Here is a 20,950-nt window from a genome sequence, read left to right as displayed (position 1 = left end):
ATGAACAGCTGGGGGTTACTGGTGGACGCGTTGGACGTCGCCCGCTGGCAGTTCGGTGTCACCACCGTCTACCACTTCCTATTCGTGCCGCTGACCATCGGCCTGTCGGTCCTGGTGGCCATCCTGCAGACCCTGTGGCACCGCACCGGCAACGAGCGCTACCTCAAGCTCACCAAGTTCTACGGCAAACTCTTCCTGATCAACTTCGCGATGGGCGTGGTCACCGGCATCGTGCAGGAGTTCCAGTTCGGCATGAACTGGAGCGACTACTCCCGCTTCGTCGGCGACATCTTCGGCGCCCCCCTCGCGATCGAGGCGCTGGTCGCGTTCTTCCTGGAGTCGACCTTCATCGGCCTGTGGATCTTCGGCTGGGACCGGCTGCCCAAGCGGGCGCACCTGGCCAGCATCTGGGCCGCCGCGATCGGCACCAACCTCAGCGCCTACTTCATCCTCGCCGCGAACTCGTTCATGCAGAACCCGGTCGGCTACCGGATCAACCCCGACACCGGCCGCGCCGAACTCACCGACTTCGTCGCCGTGCTCACCAACAAGGTCGCGCTGATCACCTTCCCGCACACCCTGGCCGGCTCGTTCCTGGTCGCCGGCTCGCTGGTGGTCACCGTCGGGCTGTGGCACGTGATGCGCAACCGCGGCGGCGCCGACACCGGGGCGTACCGGTTCGCCACGAAGTTCGGCTCGTGGGTGGTGCTCGTCTCCGCCGCCCTGGTCGTGATCACCGGCGACATCCAGGGCAAGATCATGACGCAGGTGCAGCCGATGAAGATGGCCGCCGCCGAGGGCCTCTACACCACCGAGAGCCCCGCCTCCTTCTCGGTGCTCACCGTCGGCAGCCTTGACGGCAGCCGCGAGCTGTTCGCCATCAAGATCCCGTACCTGCTGTCGTACCTGGGTACCGGCGACCCCAACGGCACCGTGCACGGCATCAACGACCTGCAGGCCCAGTACGCCAGCCAGTACGGCGCCGGCAGCTACGCCCCGATCATCCCGGTCACCTACTGGAGCTTCCGCTTCATGATCGCCTTCGGGATGGCCGCCGCCGCGATCGCCCTGCTGGTGCTCTGGTCCCAGCGCAAGGGCCGTACCCCCACCAGCCGCTGGCTGCTGCGCGCCGGCCTGGTCATGCCGGTGCTGCCGCTGCTCGCCAACTCCTTCGGCTGGATCTTCACCGAGATGGGCCGCCAGCCCTGGATCGTCTTCGGCGAGATGCTCACCCGCGACGGCGTGTCCCGCAGCGTCTCGCTGACCGAGGTGCTCACCTCGTTCACCGCCTTCACCCTGATCTACGCCACCCTCGCCGTCATCGAGTTCAAGCTGCTCGTCCGCTACGCCCGCGCCGGCGTACCCGACCTCACCCCCGATCCCGCGATCGACGACAGCCACGACGACGCCGAGCGCCCGCTCGCCTTCGCCTACTGACCCGGAGCCCACCGTGGAACTGACGACCGTCTGGTTTCTCCTCGTCGCCGTGCTCTTCACCGGCTACTTCATCCTCGAAGGCTTCGACTTCGGCGTCGGCATGCTGCTGCCCGTCCTCGGCCGCGACGACCGGGAACGCCGCGTCCTGATCAACACCATCGGCCCGGTCTGGGACGGCAACGAGGTCTGGCTGATCACCGCCGGCGGCGCCATGTTCGCCGCCTTCCCCGAGTGGTACGCCACCCTCTTCTCCGGCTTCTACCTGCCGCTGCTGCTGATCCTGCTCGCCCTGATCGCCCGGGGCGTGGCCTTCGAGTACCGGCACAAGCGCTCCGAGGCGTCCTGGAAGCGCCGCTGGGACACGGCGATCTTCGTCGGCTCGGTCGTACCGGCGGTGCTGTGGGGCGTCGCCTTCGCCAACATCCTGCGCGGCGTGCCACTGGACGCCGACCACGAATACGTCGGCGGCCTGGTCGACCTGCTGCACCCGTACGCGCTGCTCGGCGGGGTGACCACCGCGGCGCTGTTCCTCACCCACGGCGCGGTGTTCCTCGCCCTGAAGACCACCGGCGAGATCCGGGAGCGGGCCGGCGCGCTCGCCGTGCGCCTGGGCGTGGGCACCGCGGTGGTCGCGGTGGCGTTCCTGACCTGGACGCTGAGCATCCGCTCCAGCACCGCCGCCGTCGTGTTCGCCGTCGGCGCGGCCCTGGCCCTGCTCGGCGCGCTCGCCGCCGCCCAGGCACGCCGGGAGGGCTGGGCGTTCACCGGCACCGCCGTGGCGATCGGCCTGGCCGTGGCGACCCTGTTCGCGGCGCTGTTCCCGAACGTGCTGCCCTCCACCCTGGACGCCGCCGGCACGCTCACCGCCACCAACGCCGCCTCCACCCCCTACACCCTCAAGATCATGACCTGGGTGGCGGTGATCTTCACCCCGATCGTGCTGGCCTACCAGGGTTGGACGTACTGGGTGTTCCGCAAGCGAATCGGGGTAGTGAACATCCCGCAGCACTGAAAACCTGCGGGGGCGCGGGACGCGGGGCCGGGGCGAGGGGGTCGCACCGGCCCCGCGGGCTGTTCCCCGCCGGAAAATCCGCCCGCCCTCAAGATCCGCGCCGCTATGGTGGCCCGATGGCCAGCCCCCCGCACGTGCGTGAGCTCACCGTCGACGACCTCACCGACGCGTGGCACCTCGGTCGGCGCGCCTTCGGCTCCGACCCCCAACCCACGCCGCACGCCACCGTCGCGGTGCCCGGCCTGACCCGCTACGGCGCCTTCGACGACACCGGCCGGCTCCTCGGCAAGGCCGTCGACCTGCACCACGAGCAGTGGTGGTCCGGGCGGGCCGTGCCGGCCGCCGACGTCGCCGGGGTCGCCGTCGCCCCCGAGGCCCGCGGCCGTGGCTTGGCCCGCGCCCTGCTCACCGGCCTGCTGCGCGGCGCCCACGACCGCGGCGCCGCCGTCAGCGCCCTGTTCCCCACCGTCACCGCCCCCTACCGCGCCTGCGGCTGGGACGTCGCCGGAGTGATGCGCACCGTCGATGTGCCCACGGTGGCGCTGCCCCGACACCGCCCGGCCCCGCACCTGAGCGTCCGGGCGGGCGGGCCCGCCGACATGCCGGCCGTCGTCGCCCTCTACGAACGCCTCGCCCGGGACCGGCGCGGGCTGCTCACCCGCCGCGGTGACCTCTTCGACCCGCACACCACCGCCGACACGCTGCCCTTCGACGGGCTCACCCTCGTCGAGGACGACGGGCGGCTCGTCGGCTACGCCAGCTGGGACCGCGGCCGCGGCTACGGCGACGACGCCGTGCTCACCGTCCACGACGTCCTGGCCACCACCGCCGACGCCGCCCGGGAACTCGTCGGCGTCCTCGCCAGCTGGCACAGCGTCACCCCCACCCTGCGGCTGCGCCTGCTCGACGGCGACGCCGTCAGCGCCCACCTGCCGCTGGAAGCCGTCCGTGAACACGAACAGGAACCGTGGATGCACCGGCCCGTCGACGTCACCCGCGCCGTCGCCGCCCGCGGCTGGCCCACCCACACCCGCGGGACCGTCGAGTTCACCCTCACCGACGAGCTCGCCGAGTGGAACACCGGCACCTGGCGGCTGACGGTCGCCGACGGCGCCGCCCAACTCACCCGCGTCACCGCCGACGTCGACCTGCACCTGTCCGTACGCGGCTTCGCCCTGCTCTACAACGGCGCCAGCAGCGCCGCATCCGTCGCCGACGCCGGCCTGCTGCACGCCACCGGCACCGACCCGCGCGCCCTGGACCTGCTGGCCGCCGGGGGAGCGGCGCACCTGCTCGACTACTTCTGAGCCCGACGGGCGGCCCGGCCGGGCCGCCCGCTGGTGGTGGCCCGGCCGCCGTGGTCGGTGTCAGTGCGCGTGGTGGTAGGCGTGCACGACCGCGTGGCCCTTGCCGCGCGAGATCAGCCACCGGTTGACCGGTGTGGTCAGCGCCACACCCTCGCCGACGTGGGCCAGGATGCGGCGCGTACCGGCACCGGTCAGCGCGCCTCGCGCAACTCCGCCAGCCGCGCCTCGATCTCCGCGAGCTCCGCGCGCAGCTTCTCCGCCTGCTGCTCCGCCTCGGCCCGCTCCGCGGCCATGATCTGCTCCACCGCCTCGTGCACCCCCGGCACGTCGACCAGCGCCACCATCCTCAACGCCTCCGCCGGCTTCACCACGTACGGCTTCGCCAGCGCCTTGGCGCCCTGCTGCGCCGCCACCGTCCACTCACCGTCGGCGTACGCCAGGGTCACCGTCAGACCCGCCGGGCCCTTCGGCTTCGCCGCCTTCACCGCCCGCCGGGCCGGCTTCGCCTCCACCTGCTGCTCCACCTTCGACTCCTCCCGACGCGGCGCCGGCACCCGGTCCAACACGAACTCCGGCTCCGCCGGCGCGGCCGGCGGCTGCTCCACCTGCGGCTCCGGCTTCGCCTCGGCCACCTTGCGCCCCGTGCCCCGGGGCGCCACCGCCACGTCGGCGGGGGAGAAGGGCAACTCGTCGCGGCCGAAGCGCACCACCACGAACTCCTCGGAACCCTCGGGGTCGGTCAGCTCGACCACCTGGCCCACCTGCCCGGCGATCTGCCCCGCCGACGCCGTGAACACCACCTTGGGCTTCCGCCCGGCGGCCAACGCCTCCCGGATGCCGTGCACCTCGTCCTCGGACAAACCCTGGCCCGCCATCACAGCCCTCTTCCGTACATGTGTTTGACAGCTGCCTTGATACCAGCCGGCCCCGACAACCGGAAGATCAACCCCCCAGCGCCCGCAACGCCCCGTCCGCGTGCTCGTTCATCCCCAACTCGTTGTGGATCACCGCGAGCACCCGCCGGTCCGCGCCGATCACGAACGTCATCCGGCGCATGCTCAACGGCCCCAACGGCAACCGCCGCCGCACCCCGAACTGCTGCGCCACCACACCGTCGACATCCGACAGCAACGGATAGTCGAACCCGTGCCGCCGGGCGAACTCCGCCTGCTTCTGCACCGGGTCCCGGCTGATGCCCACCCGCTGCGCGCCCACCGCCGCGAACTCCGCCGCCAGATCCCGGAAGTGGCAGCTCTCCGCCGTGCAGCCCCGCGTCATCGCCGCCGGGTAGAAGAACAACACCACCGGCCCCGCCGTCAGCAGCTCAGACAGCCGCCGCGGCGTACCCGTCTGGTCCGGCAGCTCGAAATCCTCCACCAGGTCACCGACACCCACACCCACCGCGCACCTCCACCAATCGACCGACGACGCGCGGTGAGCCTAAGCGATCAGCCCCACACCCCGGCCACCTCGGCGGCAACCGCCTCGGCCTGCGCGAACCCCGCCCGCGCCGCGGCCGCCCGCCGCGCCGGATCCAGCACGTTACGGCCGATCGCCGCCCGCGCCGCCCGGTCCGGTGACACCACCGCCACCCGCGCCCCCGACCGCAACGCCGCCACCTGCGCCGACAACCGCGGCATCGGCCCGAACCCCGACGTCGCCGGCGCCAGCACCACCACCCGCTCCGCGCCCGCCGCCAGATCCGCGTTCACCACCGAGCGCACCCCACCGTCGACGTACTTGCGGTCCCCGATCGTCACCGGCGGCCACACCCCCGGCACCGCGCAACTGGCCCCCACCGCGTCCACCAACGACACCCCACTGGCCGCGTCGAACACCACGAACTCACCCGAGGCCGCCTCCACCGCCGTCACCAGCAACCGCCGGGCCGGCCACCTGTGCGCCGGCAACCGGGCCTCGATCACCGCCCGCCGCGACGCCTCCGACGGGGTACGCGCCGCCACCGCCATCGCCCCCACCCGGGCCCGGGCCCGCACCGCGTCCCGGGTACGACCACCGGCCCACACCAGCCGCGCCACCGCCGGCCACCCGAACCGCGCCGCCACCTCACCCGTCGGCGGCGCCAACTGCGCCTCGTACGACTCACGCACCGGCCGCCCCGAACACAACTGCGCGCCCACCACCGACCCGGCCGACGTCCCCACCACCAGGTCCGCGTCCGCCAGCACCACCCCCCGCTGCGCCAACCCCGCCAACAGCCCCCACTCCCAGGCCACCCCGGTCACCCCGCCACCACCCAGCACCAACGCCCGCGTCATCTGTGACCACCCTCTCCGTGACCGGCCCGTGCCCGAAACGGTAGCGTCGCCACCACACGGGGACAGGGGAGCGGTCCATTGAATCCGGTCACGGTCATCACCGGCGGCAGCCGCGGCATCGGCGCCGCCGTCGCCCGCCGCCTCGCCCACGACGGCCACCACATCGCCATCGGCTACCGACGCGACCACGACGCCGCCGCCGCGGTGCTGGCCGACATCCGCGCCCTCGGCCGCCAGGCCGTCGCCGTACCCGCCGACACCACCGACCCCGACCAGGTCACCCGGCTCTTCGACGCCGCCGCCGACCTCGGCCCACTCACCGGCCTGGTCAACAACGCCGGCGTCACCAGCCCCATCGGCGCCTTCACCGACCTGCGCCCCGACGACCTGCGCCACGTCGTCGACGTCAACCTCATCGGCTACGTCCTCTGCGCCCAGCAGGCCGCCCGCCGCCTCGACGCCGGCGGCGCCATCGTCAACATCTCCTCCGCCGCCGCCACCCTCGGCAGCCCCGGGGAGTACATCCACTACGCCGCGGTCAAGGCCGCCACCGACACCCTCACCATCGGCCTGGCCAAGGAACTCGCCCCGCACGGCATCCGGGTCAACGCCGTCGCCCCCGGCCTGATCCGCACCGACATCCACGCCCTGTCCGGCATGCCGGACCGGCCCGACCGCAACGCCGGCCGGGTACCGATGGGCCGACCCGGCGAACCCGACGAGGTCGCCGGCGCCGTCGCCTGGCTCCTCGGCCCCGACGCCTCCTACACCACCGGCGCGGTGCTGCGGGTCGCCGGCGGCATGTGAGCCGAGCCCCGCAGCGACACCCCGAGGCCCACCCTGCTCCTGTCCAACGGCACCGTCCCGGTCGACCAGGCCGACGTCACGACGGTGCCGCACGGCGGCAGCGGGGGCCGTCCGGCTGTCACCTGTGGCCGGGCGATCAGGCGAACTGTGGCGCGGGAGACTCGTGGGCCGGTTCGAGCGAGAGGTACGCCGACAGCGCGCGGAGGAAGTCGGGCGCGTCGAAGATCTCGCCGGCGGAGGCGACGCCGCTCGTCCTCGTCCGACCGCCGAGAATGCGGTGCACCGCTTCCACCGCCAGCGGTGCGCTGATGGCGTAGATGTCCCGGCCGCTGGCGACGACGCGTCGTTGCGTGTCGCCGGAGCGCACGATGACGTCGACGGTGAACGTCTGCGCCGACCGGCCCAGCTCGTCGACCGCGGTCGGTGCGGGTGTGCCCGGAGTGGCCAGGTCCCTGGCTGCGTCGGTGGTCATGTACGTGCGCACCTCGGGGATGGACAGGTGGCGGGGGACGGTGACCACGTCGGCCATCGTGAACTCGCCGAGGACGCTCCGGCGGCCCATCGGAGCGGGGAAGTCCCACTCCAGGGTCGGCAGGTCGCGCTCGGCGACGTAGTACTCCAGCCGGCCACCGGTGTAGCGGACCCGTCGGCCATCGCGCCGTTCCCGCGAGACGGTGCCGGAGGCGAGGGTCCCGGCCGTGGGGTGCCAACTGCTCAATCCGTACGCGACGTGCGCCTCGTCGGCCGCCGTCCAATCGCCCATCGCGGTCGTGACCAGCAGATCGCCGAGTCCGCCGAAGAAGGCCATCGCCGGGACCACCGCGACGCCCGCGGTCCGGGCCCGGTCGGTGAAGTGCGTGAACGTGTCGAGGTTCGCCTCGATCTCGGCCGCCACATCCACGTACGGGACCCCGGCGCGCAGAGCGGCCTCGATCACGGGGGGCGCGGTCGAGGCGAACGGGCCGGCGCAGTTGACGACCGCGGCCGCACCCGTCAATGCCTGGTCGAGCGAGGCCGGGTCGTCGACCGACGCCACCCGGTAGTCAAGCCCCGGATGCGCCGCCGCCAGCGCCTGGAGCTTGCCCGCGTCGCGACCGAGGAGAAGCGGGACGAACCCGCGATCGCGCAACTCCGTCACCACGAACCGCCCGGTGTGTCCGTACGCACCGAACACCGCCACGGTCTGACTCGTACCCATTTGCAGTTCCCCCTCGGAAGATCGACCAGATAGATCCTCCAGCAGCGGCCAGCCCCGCAGTAGTGTCTGGAACGCCATGCCCCGTACAATTTCGGACATGGCCACTGTCGCGCTCGCCGCCACCGACGCGATGCTGCACTTCGAACTCGCCATGGCCTGCGAGGTGTTCGTCCGCGACCCCTCCGGCCTGGCAGACCCGTGGTACGACCTCGTGGTCTGCGGCCCGGGCCCGGTCCGGATCGGCCGATTCCGAATCGAACCCGACGACGGGCTGGACCGACTCGCCCGCGCCGACACCGTGATCATCCCGGCCGTGGAAGACATCGACGCCGACGTGCCACCCGACCTGCTCGACGCCGTCCGCGCGGCCCACGCGGCGGGCGCTCGGATGGTCTCGCTGTGCACCGGTGCGTTCGTGCTGGCCGCCGCCGGGGTGCTGGACGGGCTGCGCGCGACCACACACTGGGCCCACACCGAGGCGCTGGCCGCCCGCTATCCCCGGGTGCAGGTCGACCCGGACGTGCTCTACGTCGACAACGGCAACGTGCTCGCCTCGGCCGGCAAAGCCGCCGCGATCGACCTGTGCCTGCACCTGATCCGCCGCGACCACGGCTCGACGGTCGCCAACGCCGTCGCCCGCCGCCTGGTCGTGCCGCCGCATCGCGCCGGCGGCCAGGCCCAGTTCGTCACCACCCCGGTGCCCGCCCGCGACGACCATCCCCTTGCCAACCTGTTCCCCTGGGCGATGGAACGGCTGAACCGTCCGCTGACCGTGAACGACCTGGCTCGCCAGGCGAACATGAGCTCGCGCAACCTGGCCCGCCACTTCAGGTCGGCGACCGGCACCACCCCGCTGCAGTGGCTGTCGACGCAGCGGATCCGCCGAGCCCAGGAGTTGCTGGAGAACACCGACAACAGCATCGACGCCATCGCCGAGGCGGCTGGCATGGGAACCGCCACGACGCTGCGCCGACACTTCCACCGCACCGTCGGGGTACCGCCGGACGCTTACCGTCGCACCTTCCGCAGCGCCGGGCCCTCATCAAGATCGTGATCACTATCCGGTCGGCGGCCTGACAGGGGGAGCGGTGCTCTCCTGCGCATCGATCCGTGTGGGAGCGGTGAGAACCCCGTGCGTGGGCGGTGACGACTCCGCGCTGCCAGTCGTCGCGTCGTGCCCAGATCGTCACGGGGCCGGTGGCGCGACCATCGGCGGGTCGCACCACATCGGCGGTGTCTCGGCGATCGCCGCGGCGCTGTCGCTGGCGCTGAGCTCCGCCAACGTCCAGCGGTCGCTCTCGGCGGCGTACGGCGCCGGGCAGTTGCCCAGGTACACCTGGTCGTAGGCTAGGTAGACGCCGCGCGTTCCGTCGCCGGTGCGTAGCCAGTCGAGCAGGGTGTTGTACTGCCGCAGGGCGTCGTCGACGCTCCAGGCCCGCTCGCTGTCCGACCGCTGCGGGCCGCCGAGACGGCGTTTGCGGGGGCGCGCGCTCATGGACCGACGGTACCGATGCCGGCCGACACTCCACCACCGGCGCCTGAGCGCGGCCTCGACGAGCAGGTCGCCAATCGCACCGTCGCAGCCTTTGCCGTTAACCCACGGGTGTAGTTCCAACAGAGGCGTTGATGCAGGTCACGACGGGGTACCAACCGGCGGTGGCTGCACGGTGCACGGGTTGCCCGGCCAGTAGGGCCCGCACGAGCCGGGGACAACAGATCACCTACCCTGGCCGCCACTTTGGTTGCCTGCGGCACAGTTCCCCGTTTCGCCCTACTTTCTGTTCCAGACCGCATTCTGATCGGTGCTCGGGTCCTTCATGGTGAGGTTCTTGCCGTCGGCGCTCAGCGTGCCGTCCACCGAGTACTTGGTGATGCCGCAGTCGAACTCGAACCGGTACGCCCGTTTGCCCTGACTCTTGGTGGCGCCGGTGCATGATTTGCCCACACTGGCCGACAGTGAACCGTCGTCGCGCACGGTCATCGTCCGCGAACCATTCTCCGCCATGACCCAGGTGCCCGCGAGTGACGGTCCGTCGCCACCTCCGCAGCCAGTCGCGAGCAGCGCGACGCCGAACGCCAATCCGGCCAGTCTCCAGCGAGTACGCACGTCTACCCCTGACCGGGCCGGGGCGGTCGTCCGGCCGGACGGCCGCCCCACGCCCGAGGAAGCCTCGCAGCGTTCTTCAGGCGGCGCTCGGCGCCGGAACACTCCGCCTGGTCGTGAGCGAGAAGGCGCGTGCCAGCAGCCCAGCGAGCCCTCGCGGATGGAAGACGGTCACCACAAGCACGGCACAGGCAAGCAGTCCAGGCAGCACGCCGAGGGTGCGCAGCGCGACCGTGGCGACGGCGGCCGTACCGAGTCCGAGGCTGAAGGGGACGACCAGCAGCAGTGCGCCCGCCCGCGCCCGGGCGAGCCCGTCGCCGGCCCACCACCCCGCTTGCAGCCACAGCATCGTCGGGATCAGGACCACGCCCATCCCGTACAGGGTGAGCGCCACCGGGCTGGTGAGGAACCCGAGCGGATCGAACTCGCCCGCCCGCCATGCTGCCGTGGTGGGCGCGAAGAACCGCCGGTACCCGGTGCCGTCCCAGCCGTACGCCAGCACAAAGAACATCGCGAAGTAGCCCAACGGCATCTGCAGCCACGAGAGGTACCGGTGCCCGCTACGCCACAGGTGCCGGGCCACGCAGTACCCGACGATCCCCTGGGTCACGTTGGTCATCGCGAAGGTGGCGACCAACCAGGCTGGCAGGTCGGCGGTCGTCGGCGCGGCGTGCATGGTCTCCCAGCCGGTGAACTGCCACACCAGCCACAGCCCGCTCGGGGCGAAAACACACGACAGGAACAGCACTGTCGTGGTGAACCGGCGGTCGGACAACAGCGGGCGGACCGGTTCGGCGACGGCCGCGCGGGCGGCGGCCGTGCCGAACCCCGCGCCGATCGCGTACGACCAGAAGACGTCTACCTGGACCATGCCGCTCCTCCTAGGCTCTCCCTAACGGGCGATTCCGTCGAACATCAGCGCGACGACGGCACGAATCCACCGGTCACGCAGCCGCTGCGGATCATCGGTATGCGTAACCTGGGCGGCACCCTCGAAGATCATGCCGTTGATCACTCGCGCGGTCGTGTCCACGTCCAGGTCGGGGCGCAGGAATCCCTTGGCCACCCCGTTCCGGAGGTACGACGCGGTGTACTCGGCAAACATCTCGTGGGCGGCGCGCAAGCGCTCCCGCAGTTCGTCGTCGACGGCGCCGAGGTCGTAGAAGACCAGCCGGCCGAGTGCCCGGTCGGCGACGAACAGCTCGTACAGCCGGTGGCCGAGGCGCTCCACCTGTGCCCGGTACTCGGCCAGGGACTCCGTGGCCGTTGCGTCCTCCGCCATGACCACCGCAGCGATTCGCTCGAGCGCCCGGTTCAGCACCGCAGCGGCGACGTCGCGCTTGTTCTCGAAGTACCGGTACACGGTACCGTGCGCGATGCCCAACTCCCCGGCGACGTCGGCGATGCCGGCGGCGGCGTAGCCCTTGCGGGCAAAGATCGAGTGGGCCGCGTCGAGGATGGACTCCCGGCGGTTAGGGTCAGCGGTACGGGCCATAAATGAATGACACGTCATTCCCTTAACCCGCGCAACCCCCTGCGATGGTGCGTGGCAACGGATGTCGCGGGGTTGACCTGGGTCGATGGATGCGAGAAGCCGCCACGGCTGACGCCATCCGCCAAAAGTCCCACCCAAGCCCGAGCGCGGCATCATCCATGTGCTCTCCAACGCGCCGGACGGCCCGCTCAACCCTGTCCCTGTGCCGGGCAGGATGAGCGGGCCGGATCCGGCTCAGGCGAAGTCGAACACGAGCGGGAAGGCGAGGACGACTGTCCAGGCCCCGACGGCATACAGGATCACGTAACGGGTCTGCCAGTGTTCCAGGCGGGCGAAGGGCAGGCGGCCACGCACGAACCCGAGGAACAGCCATGCCGACCACGCCAGGTTGGTGAGCAGGATGACGTTCTCACCCAGTGGCAGAGCAGGTTTCGTCGGCGGCAATGACGGTCTGGCCAGGCCGGCGGCTGGGGCGCTGCGGCCAGGAACCAGCCGTCGCCAGTCGTGGGATGGGCCAGCGCGGCGGTGACGTCGCGGTGCACAGCGCGAGTCCCGCGGGCGAGCAGGGCGAATGCCTGAGGGAAGGTCGTGTGCACGGAGTTGTCCAGCGCGGCGGATAGGCGAGCGATGGCGGCCGGCCACTCGGTGATGGTGTCCGGGATGTGTAGCGGGCTGGGCTGATCGAGCAGCCGAACGGTGCGGACGATCTCGGGGGTGGCGGTGCACAGCGGCACGGGTCGACCCAGCACCCGGGCGGCCTCGGACGCGAACACAGAGCCCGCGTACTCCGGCGCGTCCGGCCGGCGCGCCGCCGGCCCAGCAACGGCGGCGGCGGTATGGCGGCGACCGGCGCGCGGGTCGACAACAGGCGGCGCAGAAACCCGGGCAGCGGGAGCGGCGCCGGTCCTGCGCCGGTTCAGTCTGCTCGGGCATACGCCACAGTTCCAGGTGGGGGTAGGGCCCGTCTGAGCTGGGGTCAAGCAGCACAGCGCTGCTGCGTAGGGCCTCAGCGCCGGCGCGGCCGAGCGCAGAGCATCCTGACCATCGACGTGAAGGGGTTGAACGACAGTGTCCGTTACGGAGCGTAGTAGGGGGCAAGTGCCGAGCAGCCGACGGGTTAGTACCGGGGGGGGGGCTCAAGTTAGTGAGAAGAGTTAGGAGATGGCTCAACTTATCGAGAATGGCTCAGGATGGTTGAGAAGGAACAGTGGAGGCAGCTCGAGCCGACGCCTGGCCAGGTCACTGCAGCTGTGTGTGCTGATTCGATAATGTACATTATGTCAAGTAGACGCGGTGGAGGCCTCCTCTGGGAGGGGTGGTCGGCGCTGTCGTCGGCTGCGGCGAGCCGTGATCGGGTAGCAATTTCCGACTGCCACGTCGGCGTGTCGCCTCGGAAACTGCTACCCGATCACGGGAGACGGCAAAGGTAAGCCGGCGCGGAGAACCGCGGCACGTGTCCACTCGTCCACCAATGATGGTCGCGTTGGGCACGACATCATCGGCACTGCTGCAAGTGCAGCGCGGCGGCGAGCCGGACCGCGTCCCCGAGTTTGGCCCTGCCTCCGGCTGGGACGCCACCTCGCGTCCATGGTCAATGGCGGCGCCGCTGGCGCCTCAGTCCGCCGCCCCTGCCCGAACTTGCTCGCCCGGACACCGCCACTCGAGAGCGATCCGGAGCAAATTCCCCCGGCCGCGGCGCTCCCCCTCTTCCCGCCTCTGGCCCCAAACCCGAGAAACCTGCATAATATGCCTTATGCATCATAAACAGGACGAATCGGTAGGGCGGCTGATCGAGGAGTTCCTGACGGCGCGGGCCACCCGCAAGCCCTCCCCCCACACGCTCGAGGCGTACCGGCGGGACCTGCGGGCGGTCGCCGCCCTGGTCGGCGAGGACACCACTCCCCTCCCCCTCGACCAGGTGATGATCTCGGACCTCTCCCCCCGGGTCATGCGTGCCGCGTTCGCCCGGTTCGCCGCTCCCCGGGCGGCGTCCTCGGTGCACCGTGCCTGGTCCAGTTGGAACAGCTTCTTCACGTTCCTGGTGGCCGAGGGGGTGGTGGCGGGCAATCCGATGCCGGCGGTGGGCCGGCCACGCGCTCCGCTCCCCCAGCCCAAGCCGTTGCGGGGCGAGGACACCCCGGAGGAGTTGCTCGCCTCGGTCGCCCGGGACGACGGCCGGCAGCGGGACCCGTGGCCGGAGCGGGACGTGGCGGTGCTGGCCCTGGCGCTCTGCGCCGGGCTGCGCCTGTCGGAGCTGCTGGCGCTGCGGGTGTCGTCGCTGAGCGGCCGGGCCGGCGAGCGGCGGGTGGACGTGGCCGGCAAGGGCGGCCGGCCGCGGGTGGTGCCGGTGGAGCCGGAGCTGGACGAAGTGCTGGCGGCCTACCTGGACAGTCGGGTGCGACGGTTCGGGTCGCGCAGCGTACGGCCGGATTCGCCGTTGCTGGTGGACCGGCGGGGTGAGCCGTTGCGTCGGGGTGGGCTGCAGTATCTGGTGGACTCCTGCTACCGGCGGGCGGGCATCGGTGACCGGGTGCCGCGGGGGGCGCGGCTGCACGCGTTGCGGCACACGTTCGCGACGCGGTTGGCCGAGGACGGGGCGAGCGCGGCGGAGATCATGCGGTTGCTGGGGCACGCGTCGTTGGCATCGTCGCAGACGTACATCGAGGTGACGGCGGGTCAGCAGCGGGCGGCGGTGCGGTCGAACCGCACCAACCGCGCGTTGGCGGGGCTGGTGCGGCTGTCGTTCGATCCCGCGGGTTGACCGGGGCGTCGGGTCACAGGCCGGTGCAGGGGGTGTCGTCGATCGTGCAGCCCTCGGGTGCCTTGGTGCGCGGGTCCGGGTTGCGGACGTCGAAGGTGATGGTCTGCGACTGTCCGGCCGGGACGGGTGCGCCGGTGAAGGTGACGGCCTGACCGTCCTGCTGCCAGTTGGCTCCCTGGGCGTTGGTGACGGTGCCGCCCTCGGCGAGGGTGACGACGAGGGTCCAGCTCTTCGCCGCCGGGCCGTCCGGGTTGTCGAGCACCACCTGGCCGGTGTAGCCGAGGATCCGGGTGGCGGTGGTCTCGTAGCGGGCGGTCATGGTGGCGGCGCTCGGGGCGGCGGAGGTGGGTGTGCGCGACGGGGTGGCGGTGGGGGTCCGGCTGGGGCGCGGGGTGCTGCGAGCGGCGTTGGGTGTGGGCGGGGAGCTGCGGGTGGCCCGGGACGCGACACTGTCGCTGGTGGCGCCAGCGGTGGGTGGTGGGGGCAGCGGGGCCGGTGCGGCGCTCTGGTCCGCGTCGCCGGGTAGCAGGGCCCAGAGGGCCGCGCCGGTGGCGAGGGTCGCGGCGGTCAGCGCCCCGACGATCGCCAGCCGGCGTCGGCGGTCGGACGGTGCGGGTACGCGGCCGGACAGGGCGATGGTGGGCAGCTCGGTGGTCGGCGGGCCCTCGCCGCGGCGCAGGTCGACCTGCTGGAAGGCGAGCCAGTCGAGGATGGCGGGGAGCCGTCCGGTCAGGGTCTGCTGGTAGTACCGCTCGCGGTGGTCGCGGTCCTCGGCGGGCCAGCTGCCGTGTTCCATGCTTTCCTGCACCGACAGTCGGCAGCCGTCGGCGGTGCGGGTGATGGTGCAGGTGAGCCGGGTGCGGCGGTCGCCTTCCCGGCACTGCAGGACGAGCAGCTCGGGTGCCCGCTGTTCGGTCACCTCGGCGTCGACGGCGGCGTGGAAGCCGGGCAGCCCCGCGGTGTGCAGCAGCAGCCGGTGCGGTGCCGGCGTGACCGTCTCGGTCTCGGTGAACCAGCGGCTGAGCAGTTGCGGATTGGTCAGTGCCTGCCAGACCCGGTCGCTGGGGTGCGACAGGTCGACCTGGGCGTCGATCTCGATCACGGCGAGACTGTACGGCTTGTGGCGGGTGGCCGCTGGGCGGCGGGTGCTGGTCCTGACAGGACGGGCGGTGGCGGGCGGGCGCGGGGCTGGCCTGGCTGGGCGGTGGCGGCTGCGATCCGGGCCGGCGGTGTGGCAGGCTGAGGGTGGACGCGACTGGCGGCACGGGGATGGGTGAACCATCGGGGAGCTCGTCGCGGGGGTCGACCGCCTGGGCCTCCGCGGACGAGGTGAGCCATGTCTGTTTCCGCTTCCCCGACGACTACGACGGCCCGGCTGCTGCCTGGTAAGCCGGTGGCGGAGAAGATCCTGACCGAGGTCGCCGAGCAGGTGGCGGTGTTGCGCGCGGCGGGGGTGACGCCGGCGTTGGCGACGGTGCTGGTGGGTGACGACGACGCGAGCGCCGGCTACATCCGGATCAAGCAGCGTCAGGCGGCGGAGTTGGGTTTCGCGTCGCCGCACGTGCACCTGCCGGCGTCGGCCTCGCAGCAGGATCTGCACCGGGTGCTGGCGGATTTCAACGCCGACTCGGGGGTGCACGGGGTGCTGGTGCAGCATCCGATCCCCGGTCATCTGGACTACGACCGGGCGTTGGACGTCCTGGACCCGGACAAGGACGTCGACGGCATGCACCCGGTGAACATGGGCCGGTTGGCGTTGGGTCTGCCGGGGCCGTTGCCGTGTACGCCGGCGGGGATCGAGGCGTTGCTGGCGTACCACGGGGTGCCGGTGGCCGGTCGTGAGGTGGTGATCCTGGGTCGGGGGGCGACGTTGGGGCGGCCGTTGGCGATGCTGTTGGCGCAGAAGCGGCCGACGGCGAACGCGGCGGTGACGGTGGTGCACACCGGGGTGGCGGACTGGCCGCGGTACACCCGGCGGGCGGAGATCCTGGTGGCGGCGGCGGGGGTGCCGGGGATCGTGCGGCCGGAGCACGTGCGCCCGGGCGCGGTGGTTGTCGGTGGTGGGGTGCGGTACGAGGGGCGGCGGTTGCTGCCGGACGTGGACGAGTCGTGTGCCGAGGTGGCGGGGGCGATCACGCCGCGGGTCGGCGGGGTGGGTCCGACGACGGTGGCGATGTTGTTCCGCAACGCGGTGCGGGCGGCGCAGCGGGCCGTCGGGCAGGGCTGATCCTGCGGCGGCGGCGGGCCGGGGTCGGGTCGCCGCCGGGTCAGCCGAGGTCGACGACGAGGGGCCGGTGGTCGGAGATCGTCGACAGCGGTGTGTCGACGGCGGTGACCGGGGGCAGCCGGTCCAGGCCGTGCCGGTCGGCGAGGATGTGGTCGAGCTGCACGCGGGGCGCGGCGGCCGGGTAGGTGGGGCGGCGGCCCAGCGGCCGCCAGCCGCTGAGCAGTCGGGCGGCGCCGGTGGGCAGGTTGAGGTCGCCGAGCAGGATCCGGGGGGCGGGCAGGGTGCGCAGCGCGCGTACGACGCGGCGCAGTTGGTGGGCGTTCCAGCCGGGGACGAACGACAGGTGGGTGGCGGCGACGGTGAGTGGCCCGTGCGGGGTGTCGAGGATCGCGGCGAGCACGACGCGGGGTTCGTCGCGCAGCAGGGTGAGGCCGCCGCCGGGACCGGGGACGTAGATCGGGGACCGTACCGGGGCGGGGCGCAGCCGGGTGACCTGCCAGGAGCGGACGGGGTGTCGGCTGACCAGGCCGACGCCGTAGCAGGGTTCGCCGTGGCCGTCGTCGTCGTGGCGCAGGGGGCGGAACTGTTCGCCGGGGGTGCCGACGACGGCGGCGGCGAAGCGGTGTTCGGGGGCGTCGAGGGCGCGGGCGGCGATGGCGGTGAGGTCGAGGTTGCCGCTGCGGGACTGGTCCCGGTCGACCTCCTGCAGGGCGAGGATGTCGGCGTCGAGGGTCTGTACCGCGGCGGTGAGCCGGTCGGGGTCGACCAGGCCGTCGGTCAGGGAGCGGCCGTGCAGCAGGTTGAACGTCGCCAGGCGCACTCCTGCACCCTACGTCGCCGTGGCACAGTTGCCCGATGGTCAAGGCGTTGCTCTGTTCGGTGCTGGTGTTCGTGGCGGTGGCCTCGGCGGGGCTGTGGCTGCGTCGTCGGCGTGGTCGGTGAGGGGGGCGCCGGTCGGTGAGGTCGGCCACAGGGTGGCGCGGCGGGTCGGGGCGGGTGGGCAGAATGGCCGGCCGTGGATCCCCTGTCGCTGACCACCCTGCTCGCCGCGGCCGCGATGGCCGGTTGGGTCGACGCGGTGGTCGGTGGTGGTGGTCTGTTGCTGCTGCCGGCGCTGCTGGTGGCCGCGCCGGGGGTGCCGGTGGCGACGGCGTTGGGCACGAACAAGCTGGCCGCGATCTTCGGTACGTCGACGGCGGCGGTGACGTACGCCCGGCGCACGAAGATCGACTGGATGGTGGCGGGGCCGTCGGCGGGGCTGGCGGTGTGCTGCGCGGGTGTCGGGGCGGCGCTGGCGGGGGTGGTGCCGGCGGGGGCGTACCGGCCGGTGGTGCTGGCGGTGCTGGTGTCGGTGGCGTTGTTCGTGGTGTTCCGTCCCCGGTTGGGGGTGGTGGCGGTGCCGGCGCGGCGGACCCGGCTGCGGGTGGTCGCGGCGGTGGCGGTGGCCGGGGTGGGCATCGCCCTGTACGACGGTCTGATCGGCCCGGGTACGGGCACGTTCCTGGTGGTGGCGTTCACGGCGCTGGTGGGCGCGGACTTCGTGCACGGTTCGGCGATGGCGAAGATCATCAACGCGGGCACGAACCTGGGCGCGCTGGTGGTGTTCGCGGCCACCGGTCACGTGTGGTGGCTGCTGGGGGCGGCGATGGCGGTGTGCAACGTCGCCGGGGCGGTGGTGGGGGCGCGGATGGCGTTGCGCCGGGGCGCCGGGTTCGTGCGGATCGTGCTGCTGGTGGTGGTGTTTGCGCTGGTGGCGAAGCTCGGCTACGACCAGTGGCGGGCGAGTTGGGCGCCGTGACGGGAGGTGGCTGACCCGATGTCGGTACGTGCCGAACACGACCGCGACGCCCTGGCGGCGCTGCTGCGCCGCGATCCGGTGCTGCACGCCTACCAGCTGGGCGACCTGGACGACTTCTTCTGGCCGTACACGTCGTGGTTCCGTCGTGGCGACCAGGTGGCGCTGCTCTACCACGGGGTGACACCGCCGGTGCTGCTCGCCTTCGCCGGGCCCGACGGCCTGCCGGAGCTGGCGGCGCTGCTGGCCGACCTGGCGCCGATGCTGCCCGCCCGCCTGTACGCGCACCTGTCCCCCGGCCTGGCGGAGGTGCTGGGCGGCTGGTTCGCCTTCGATCCGGCCGGGGCGCACCTGCGGATGGCGCTGACCGACCCGGCCCGGCTGGCCACGGTCACCCCCGCGGGTGAGGTGCTCGGGGAGGCCGACCTGCCGGCCCTGCGCGCGCTCTACACGGTGGCGTATCCGGGCAACTGGTTCGATCCGCGGATGCTCGCCACCGGCCAGTACGTGGGGATCCGGCAGGCGGGTGAGCTGGTGGCGGTGGCGGGGGTGCACGTCTGGTCGCCCACCTACCGGGTGGCCGCGCTGGGCAACGTCACCACCCATCCCCGGGTACGCGGGCAGGGCCTGGCCGCCGCCGTGGTGGCCGCGCTGTGCGGGCGGCTGCGCGCCCACGTCGACCACGTCACCCTGAACGTCAAGGCCGACAACGTCGCCGCCGTGCGGCTCTACCGACGGCTCGGCTTCAGCCGGGTCGCCGACTACGGCGAGTACATGCTGACCGCGGTGACCGACAGCATGTCCAGCCGCCACGCTGGGTCAGCAACCCGACCCTGAGCTGGACCTGTGTCGGACGGGCGGGTGCCCTTCGGGCCCCTAGCGTCTCCTGGCAGAGGCCGCGTCGTGACGCGGCGGAGCCAAAGGAGCACAGATGGCAGTGACATCAGTACGGGGTCGAAGTCGGTTGGCGGTCCTCACCGCCGCCGTGGCGGCCCTGGTGACCGCCGCGGGCGCGCCGGCGCTCGCGGCGCCGGGCGTCGACCCGGCCGTCGTGGACCGCGACGCCGACCCGGGCACGAGCATCGACATCGCCAAGGTGGTCGCCACCCCGCCGATCCCGCCGAAGCCGGATGTGGTCCTGCTGGTCGACACGACCGGCAGCATGGGCACCGTCATCGGTGACGTGCAGGCCAACCTGCAGCAGGTCATCAACAACGTGCGGTCGGTGCAGCCGAGCGCGCAGTTCGCGGTGGCCTCCTATCGGGACGAGAGCGACGGCGCGGAGCTGTTCCAGGTCCGGCAGAACCTCACCGACGACGCGACCGCGCTGCAGAACGCGGTCAACGGGCTGTCGGCCGGCGGCGGCGGGGACACCCCCGAGGCGTGGGTGAACGGGCTGTTCCAGGTTTCCGACGGCGGGATCGCCTACCGCTCCGGTAGCAGCCGGATCGTGGTGCTCGTCGGCGACGCCCCCAGCCACGACCCGAGCGCCGGGCACACCCTGGCGCAGGCCACCGCGGCCCTGCAGGCCGACGAGGCGAAGGTGCTGGCGGTCAGCGTCAGTGGCGGCGGTGGTGGCCTGGACGTCACCGGGCAGGCCAGCGCGGTGGTCGCCGCGACCGGCGGCCAGCTGGTCGGCAGTGCCCCCGAGACCGTCACCGATGCCATCCTCAGCGGGCTGCGGGACCTCGACGTCACCGTCACCCCGACGGTGACGTCCTGCGACCCGGGGCTGACCGTCACCTTCGACGCGGCCTCGCGTACCCAGCAGAGCGGCACGAACGTGCCGTTCGCCGAGACCATCGCGGTGGCCGGGGACGCCCCGCAGGGCGCCACCCTGCACTGCACGGTGGACTTCCTGCTCAACGGGCTCTCCGGTGGGCCGGCGTTCGTCGAGCAGATCAGCGTCACGGTCAACGACGTCACCCCGCCGGTGGTGGTCGTGGACGACCGGACCGTCGAGGCGACCAGCCCCGCCGGCGCGGTCATCACCTACCCGGCCTCGGCGACCGACAACGTCGACGGGCCGCTCACGCCGACCTGCGTGCCGCCGTCGGGCAGCACCTTCCCGCTCGGCGCCACCACGGTGACCTGCACCGCCACCGACGCGGCCGGCAACACCGGCAGCGACACCGCGACGATGCGGGTGGTCGACACCACCGCGCCGGCCACGGCGTGCGTGCCGACGAACAACCCGAGCGGGGACAACACCCCCGGCTCGTACAACCCGGACGGGTTCTACCAGCTCACCTCGACCGACATCGTCGACACGGCGGTGGACGTCTACATCGGTGACAGCGCCGACCCGACGGTCAAGTTCGGTCCGTTCCCCGCCGGCACCAAGATCAAGCTGGTGCAGGCGCCGGGTGCCCAGTCCAAGGTCAAGGACGGCACCGGCGACATCGAGTACAAGGTGACGCTGCGCGGCGACGCGGTGATCACCGGCGTGGACAACGTCGGCAACAGCTCCACGGCGATCTGCCTCGTGGCCCCGCCGCCGAAGTGACCCGCGGCTGATCGGGTGCGGG

Annotated in this window: 21 protein-coding genes and 1 riboswitch; of the genes, 10 read left to right on the top strand and 11 right to left on the bottom strand. The window is 72.3% G+C overall.

What is annotated here, in order from left to right; genetic code table 11:
• The first annotated feature begins 21 nt into the window (after positions 1-21).
• From GA0074696_RS17980 to GA0074696_RS17970, 3 genes are all read left to right on the top strand, one after another.
• On the top strand, positions 22-1,437 hold the full coding sequence (locus tag GA0074696_RS17980; protein ID WP_172894325.1) for a cytochrome ubiquinol oxidase subunit I: 1,416 nt from the start codon (positions 22-24) through the stop codon (positions 1,435-1,437).
• 13 nt (positions 1,438-1,450) lie between these two features.
• Positions 1,451-2,449, top strand: a complete 999-nt coding sequence (gene cydB, locus GA0074696_RS17975) for a cytochrome d ubiquinol oxidase subunit II (RefSeq protein ID WP_088962172.1) — start codon at positions 1,451-1,453, stop codon at positions 2,447-2,449.
• A gap of 116 nt (positions 2,450-2,565) precedes the next feature.
• Positions 2,566-3,756 (top strand): GNAT family N-acetyltransferase, encoded by a 1,191-nt coding sequence (locus GA0074696_RS17970; RefSeq protein WP_088962171.1) that lies wholly within the window; start codon positions 2,566-2,568, stop codon positions 3,754-3,756.
• Between the two features lie 191 nt (positions 3,757-3,947).
• Here the strand turns inward: GA0074696_RS17970 and GA0074696_RS17965 are convergent, their stop codons facing one another.
• The 3 genes from GA0074696_RS17965 to GA0074696_RS17955 all read right to left on the bottom strand — a co-directional run bounded on the left by GA0074696_RS17965 (position 3,948) and on the right by GA0074696_RS17955 (position 6,035).
• Positions 3,948-4,631, bottom strand: coding sequence for a hypothetical protein (locus GA0074696_RS17965; RefSeq protein WP_088962170.1), 684 nt, complete (start codon positions 4,629-4,631; stop codon positions 3,948-3,950).
• Positions 4,632-4,698: 67 nt separating this feature from the next.
• Positions 4,699-5,157 (bottom strand): peroxiredoxin, encoded by a 459-nt coding sequence (locus GA0074696_RS17960; RefSeq protein ID WP_088962169.1) that lies wholly within the window; start codon positions 5,155-5,157, stop codon positions 4,699-4,701.
• Between the two features lie 47 nt (positions 5,158-5,204).
• Positions 5,205-6,035, bottom strand: coding sequence for a patatin-like phospholipase family protein (locus GA0074696_RS17955; RefSeq protein ID WP_088962168.1), 831 nt, complete (start codon positions 6,033-6,035; stop codon positions 5,205-5,207).
• Between the two features lie 78 nt (positions 6,036-6,113).
• Here GA0074696_RS17955 and GA0074696_RS17950 point away from each other — a divergent pair, with 78 nt between their 5' ends.
• The gene (locus GA0074696_RS17950) at positions 6,114-6,842 is read left to right on the top strand and encodes an SDR family NAD(P)-dependent oxidoreductase (protein ID WP_088962167.1); all 729 of its coding nucleotides are present in this window, start codon (positions 6,114-6,116) and stop codon (positions 6,840-6,842) included.
• Positions 6,843-6,978: 136 nt separating this feature from the next.
• Here GA0074696_RS17950 and GA0074696_RS17945 read toward each other — a convergent pair whose 3' ends face one another.
• Entirely contained in the window at positions 6,979-8,163 is a 1,185-nt protein-coding gene (locus tag GA0074696_RS17945; RefSeq protein ID WP_231925056.1) for a saccharopine dehydrogenase family protein, read from the bottom strand.
• Here GA0074696_RS17945 and GA0074696_RS17940 point away from each other — a divergent pair.
• The gene (locus tag GA0074696_RS17940) at positions 8,138-9,094 is read left to right on the top strand and encodes a helix-turn-helix domain-containing protein (protein ID WP_088962165.1); all 957 of its coding nucleotides are present in this window, start codon (positions 8,138-8,140) and stop codon (positions 9,092-9,094) included. The two genes, GA0074696_RS17945 and GA0074696_RS17940, sit on opposite strands and share 26 nt — an antisense overlap.
• A 132-nt stretch (positions 9,095-9,226) precedes the next feature.
• On the opposite strand, the gene GA0074696_RS17935 is transcribed toward GA0074696_RS17940, so the two are convergent.
• From GA0074696_RS17935 to GA0074696_RS17915, 5 genes are all read right to left on the bottom strand, one after another.
• Positions 9,227-9,535, bottom strand: coding sequence for a hypothetical protein (locus tag GA0074696_RS17935; RefSeq protein ID WP_088962164.1), 309 nt, complete (start codon positions 9,533-9,535; stop codon positions 9,227-9,229).
• A gap of 276 nt (positions 9,536-9,811) precedes the next feature.
• A complete protein-coding gene (locus GA0074696_RS17930; RefSeq protein WP_172894323.1) occupies positions 9,812-10,147 on the bottom strand; it encodes a hypothetical protein in 336 nt (111 codons plus the stop codon).
• A 76-nt stretch (positions 10,148-10,223) separates the two neighbouring features.
• Positions 10,224-11,015 (bottom strand): hypothetical protein, encoded by a 792-nt coding sequence (locus GA0074696_RS17925; protein ID WP_088962162.1) that lies wholly within the window; start codon positions 11,013-11,015, stop codon positions 10,224-10,226.
• Positions 11,016-11,036: 21 nt separating this feature from the next.
• Positions 11,037-11,639 carry a TetR/AcrR family transcriptional regulator gene (locus GA0074696_RS17920; protein WP_172894321.1) on the bottom strand — a complete coding sequence of 201 codons (603 nt, stop codon included), beginning with the start codon at positions 11,637-11,639 and terminating at the stop codon, positions 11,037-11,039.
• Positions 11,640-11,873: 234 nt separating this feature from the next.
• Positions 11,874-12,083 carry a hypothetical protein gene (locus tag GA0074696_RS17915; RefSeq protein ID WP_088962160.1) on the bottom strand — a complete coding sequence of 70 codons (210 nt, stop codon included), beginning with the start codon at positions 12,081-12,083 and terminating at the stop codon, positions 11,874-11,876.
• Positions 12,084-13,392: 1,309 nt separating this feature from the next.
• Between GA0074696_RS17915 and GA0074696_RS17910 the strand changes: the two genes are divergently transcribed.
• A complete protein-coding gene (locus GA0074696_RS17910) occupies positions 13,393-14,400 on the top strand; it encodes a tyrosine-type recombinase/integrase (RefSeq protein ID WP_088962159.1) in 1,008 nt (335 codons plus the stop codon).
• 13 nt (positions 14,401-14,413) lie between these two features.
• Here GA0074696_RS17910 and GA0074696_RS32290 read toward each other — a convergent pair whose 3' ends face one another.
• Positions 14,414-15,502 carry an SRPBCC domain-containing protein gene (locus GA0074696_RS32290; protein WP_088962158.1) on the bottom strand — a complete coding sequence of 363 codons (1,089 nt, stop codon included), beginning with the start codon at positions 15,500-15,502 and terminating at the stop codon, positions 14,414-14,416.
• A 144-nt stretch (positions 15,503-15,646) separates the two neighbouring features.
• A riboswitch (ZMP/ZTP riboswitch) is annotated at positions 15,647-15,723 on the top strand.
• 13 nt (positions 15,724-15,736) lie between these two features.
• On the opposite strand from GA0074696_RS32290, the gene GA0074696_RS17900 reads away from it, so the two are divergent.
• Positions 15,737-16,627, top strand: coding sequence for a bifunctional 5,10-methylenetetrahydrofolate dehydrogenase/5,10-methenyltetrahydrofolate cyclohydrolase (locus tag GA0074696_RS17900; protein WP_088962157.1), 891 nt, complete (start codon positions 15,737-15,739; stop codon positions 16,625-16,627).
• A 40-nt stretch (positions 16,628-16,667) separates the two neighbouring features.
• On the opposite strand, the gene GA0074696_RS17895 is transcribed toward GA0074696_RS17900, so the two are convergent.
• Positions 16,668-17,447: an endonuclease/exonuclease/phosphatase family protein gene (locus GA0074696_RS17895; RefSeq protein WP_088962156.1), complete on the bottom strand. Its 780-nt coding sequence runs from the start codon at positions 17,445-17,447 to the stop codon at positions 16,668-16,670.
• Between the two features lie 195 nt (positions 17,448-17,642).
• Here GA0074696_RS17895 and GA0074696_RS17890 point away from each other — a divergent pair, with 195 nt between their 5' ends.
• From GA0074696_RS17890 to GA0074696_RS17880, 3 genes are all read left to right on the top strand, one after another.
• A complete protein-coding gene (locus GA0074696_RS17890) occupies positions 17,643-18,425 on the top strand; it encodes a sulfite exporter TauE/SafE family protein (RefSeq protein WP_269458679.1) in 783 nt (260 codons plus the stop codon).
• A gap of 18 nt (positions 18,426-18,443) precedes the next feature.
• A complete protein-coding gene (locus GA0074696_RS17885) occupies positions 18,444-19,259 on the top strand; it encodes a GNAT family N-acetyltransferase (protein ID WP_088962155.1) in 816 nt (271 codons plus the stop codon).
• Between the two features lie 94 nt (positions 19,260-19,353).
• The gene (locus tag GA0074696_RS17880) at positions 19,354-20,928 is read left to right on the top strand and encodes a VWA domain-containing protein (RefSeq protein ID WP_088962154.1); all 1,575 of its coding nucleotides are present in this window, start codon (positions 19,354-19,356) and stop codon (positions 20,926-20,928) included.
• Positions 20,929-20,950 lie beyond the last annotated feature (22 nt).

It is taken from the genome of Micromonospora purpureochromogenes, from assembly GCF_900091515.1.
GTDB lineage: Bacteria > Actinomycetota > Actinomycetes > Mycobacteriales > Micromonosporaceae > Micromonospora > Micromonospora purpureochromogenes.
This window is presented reverse-complemented; position numbering and strand designations above follow the sequence as displayed.

Excerpts from the sequence above, each read along its gene's own strand:
- GA0074696_RS17970 (WP_088962171.1), top strand. The coding sequence starts at position 2,566 with ATGGCCAGCCCCCCGCACGTGCGTGAGCTCACCGTCGACGACCTCACC.
- GA0074696_RS17965 (WP_088962170.1), bottom strand. The coding sequence starts at position 4,631 with ATGGCGGGCCAGGGTTTGTCCGAGGACGAGGTGCACGGCATCCGGGAG.
- GA0074696_RS17955 (WP_088962168.1), bottom strand. The coding sequence starts at position 6,035 with ATGACGCGGGCGTTGGTGCTGGGTGGTGGCGGGGTGACCGGGGTGGCC.
- GA0074696_RS17940 (WP_088962165.1), top strand. The coding sequence starts at position 8,138 with ATGGCCACTGTCGCGCTCGCCGCCACCGACGCGATGCTGCACTTCGAA.
- GA0074696_RS17935 (WP_088962164.1), bottom strand. The coding sequence starts at position 9,535 with ATGAGCGCGCGCCCCCGCAAACGCCGTCTCGGCGGCCCGCAGCGGTCG.
- GA0074696_RS17925 (WP_088962162.1), bottom strand. The coding sequence starts at position 11,015 with ATGGTCCAGGTAGACGTCTTCTGGTCGTACGCGATCGGCGCGGGGTTC.
- GA0074696_RS17920 (WP_172894321.1), bottom strand. The coding sequence starts at position 11,639 with ATGGCCCGTACCGCTGACCCTAACCGCCGGGAGTCCATCCTCGACGCG.
- GA0074696_RS17910 (WP_088962159.1), top strand. The coding sequence starts at position 13,393 with ATGCATCATAAACAGGACGAATCGGTAGGGCGGCTGATCGAGGAGTTC.
- GA0074696_RS17900 (WP_088962157.1), top strand. The coding sequence starts at position 15,737 with ATGTCTGTTTCCGCTTCCCCGACGACTACGACGGCCCGGCTGCTGCCT.
- GA0074696_RS17885 (WP_088962155.1), top strand. The coding sequence starts at position 18,444 with ATGTCGGTACGTGCCGAACACGACCGCGACGCCCTGGCGGCGCTGCTG.
- GA0074696_RS17880 (WP_088962154.1), top strand. The coding sequence starts at position 19,354 with ATGGCAGTGACATCAGTACGGGGTCGAAGTCGGTTGGCGGTCCTCACC.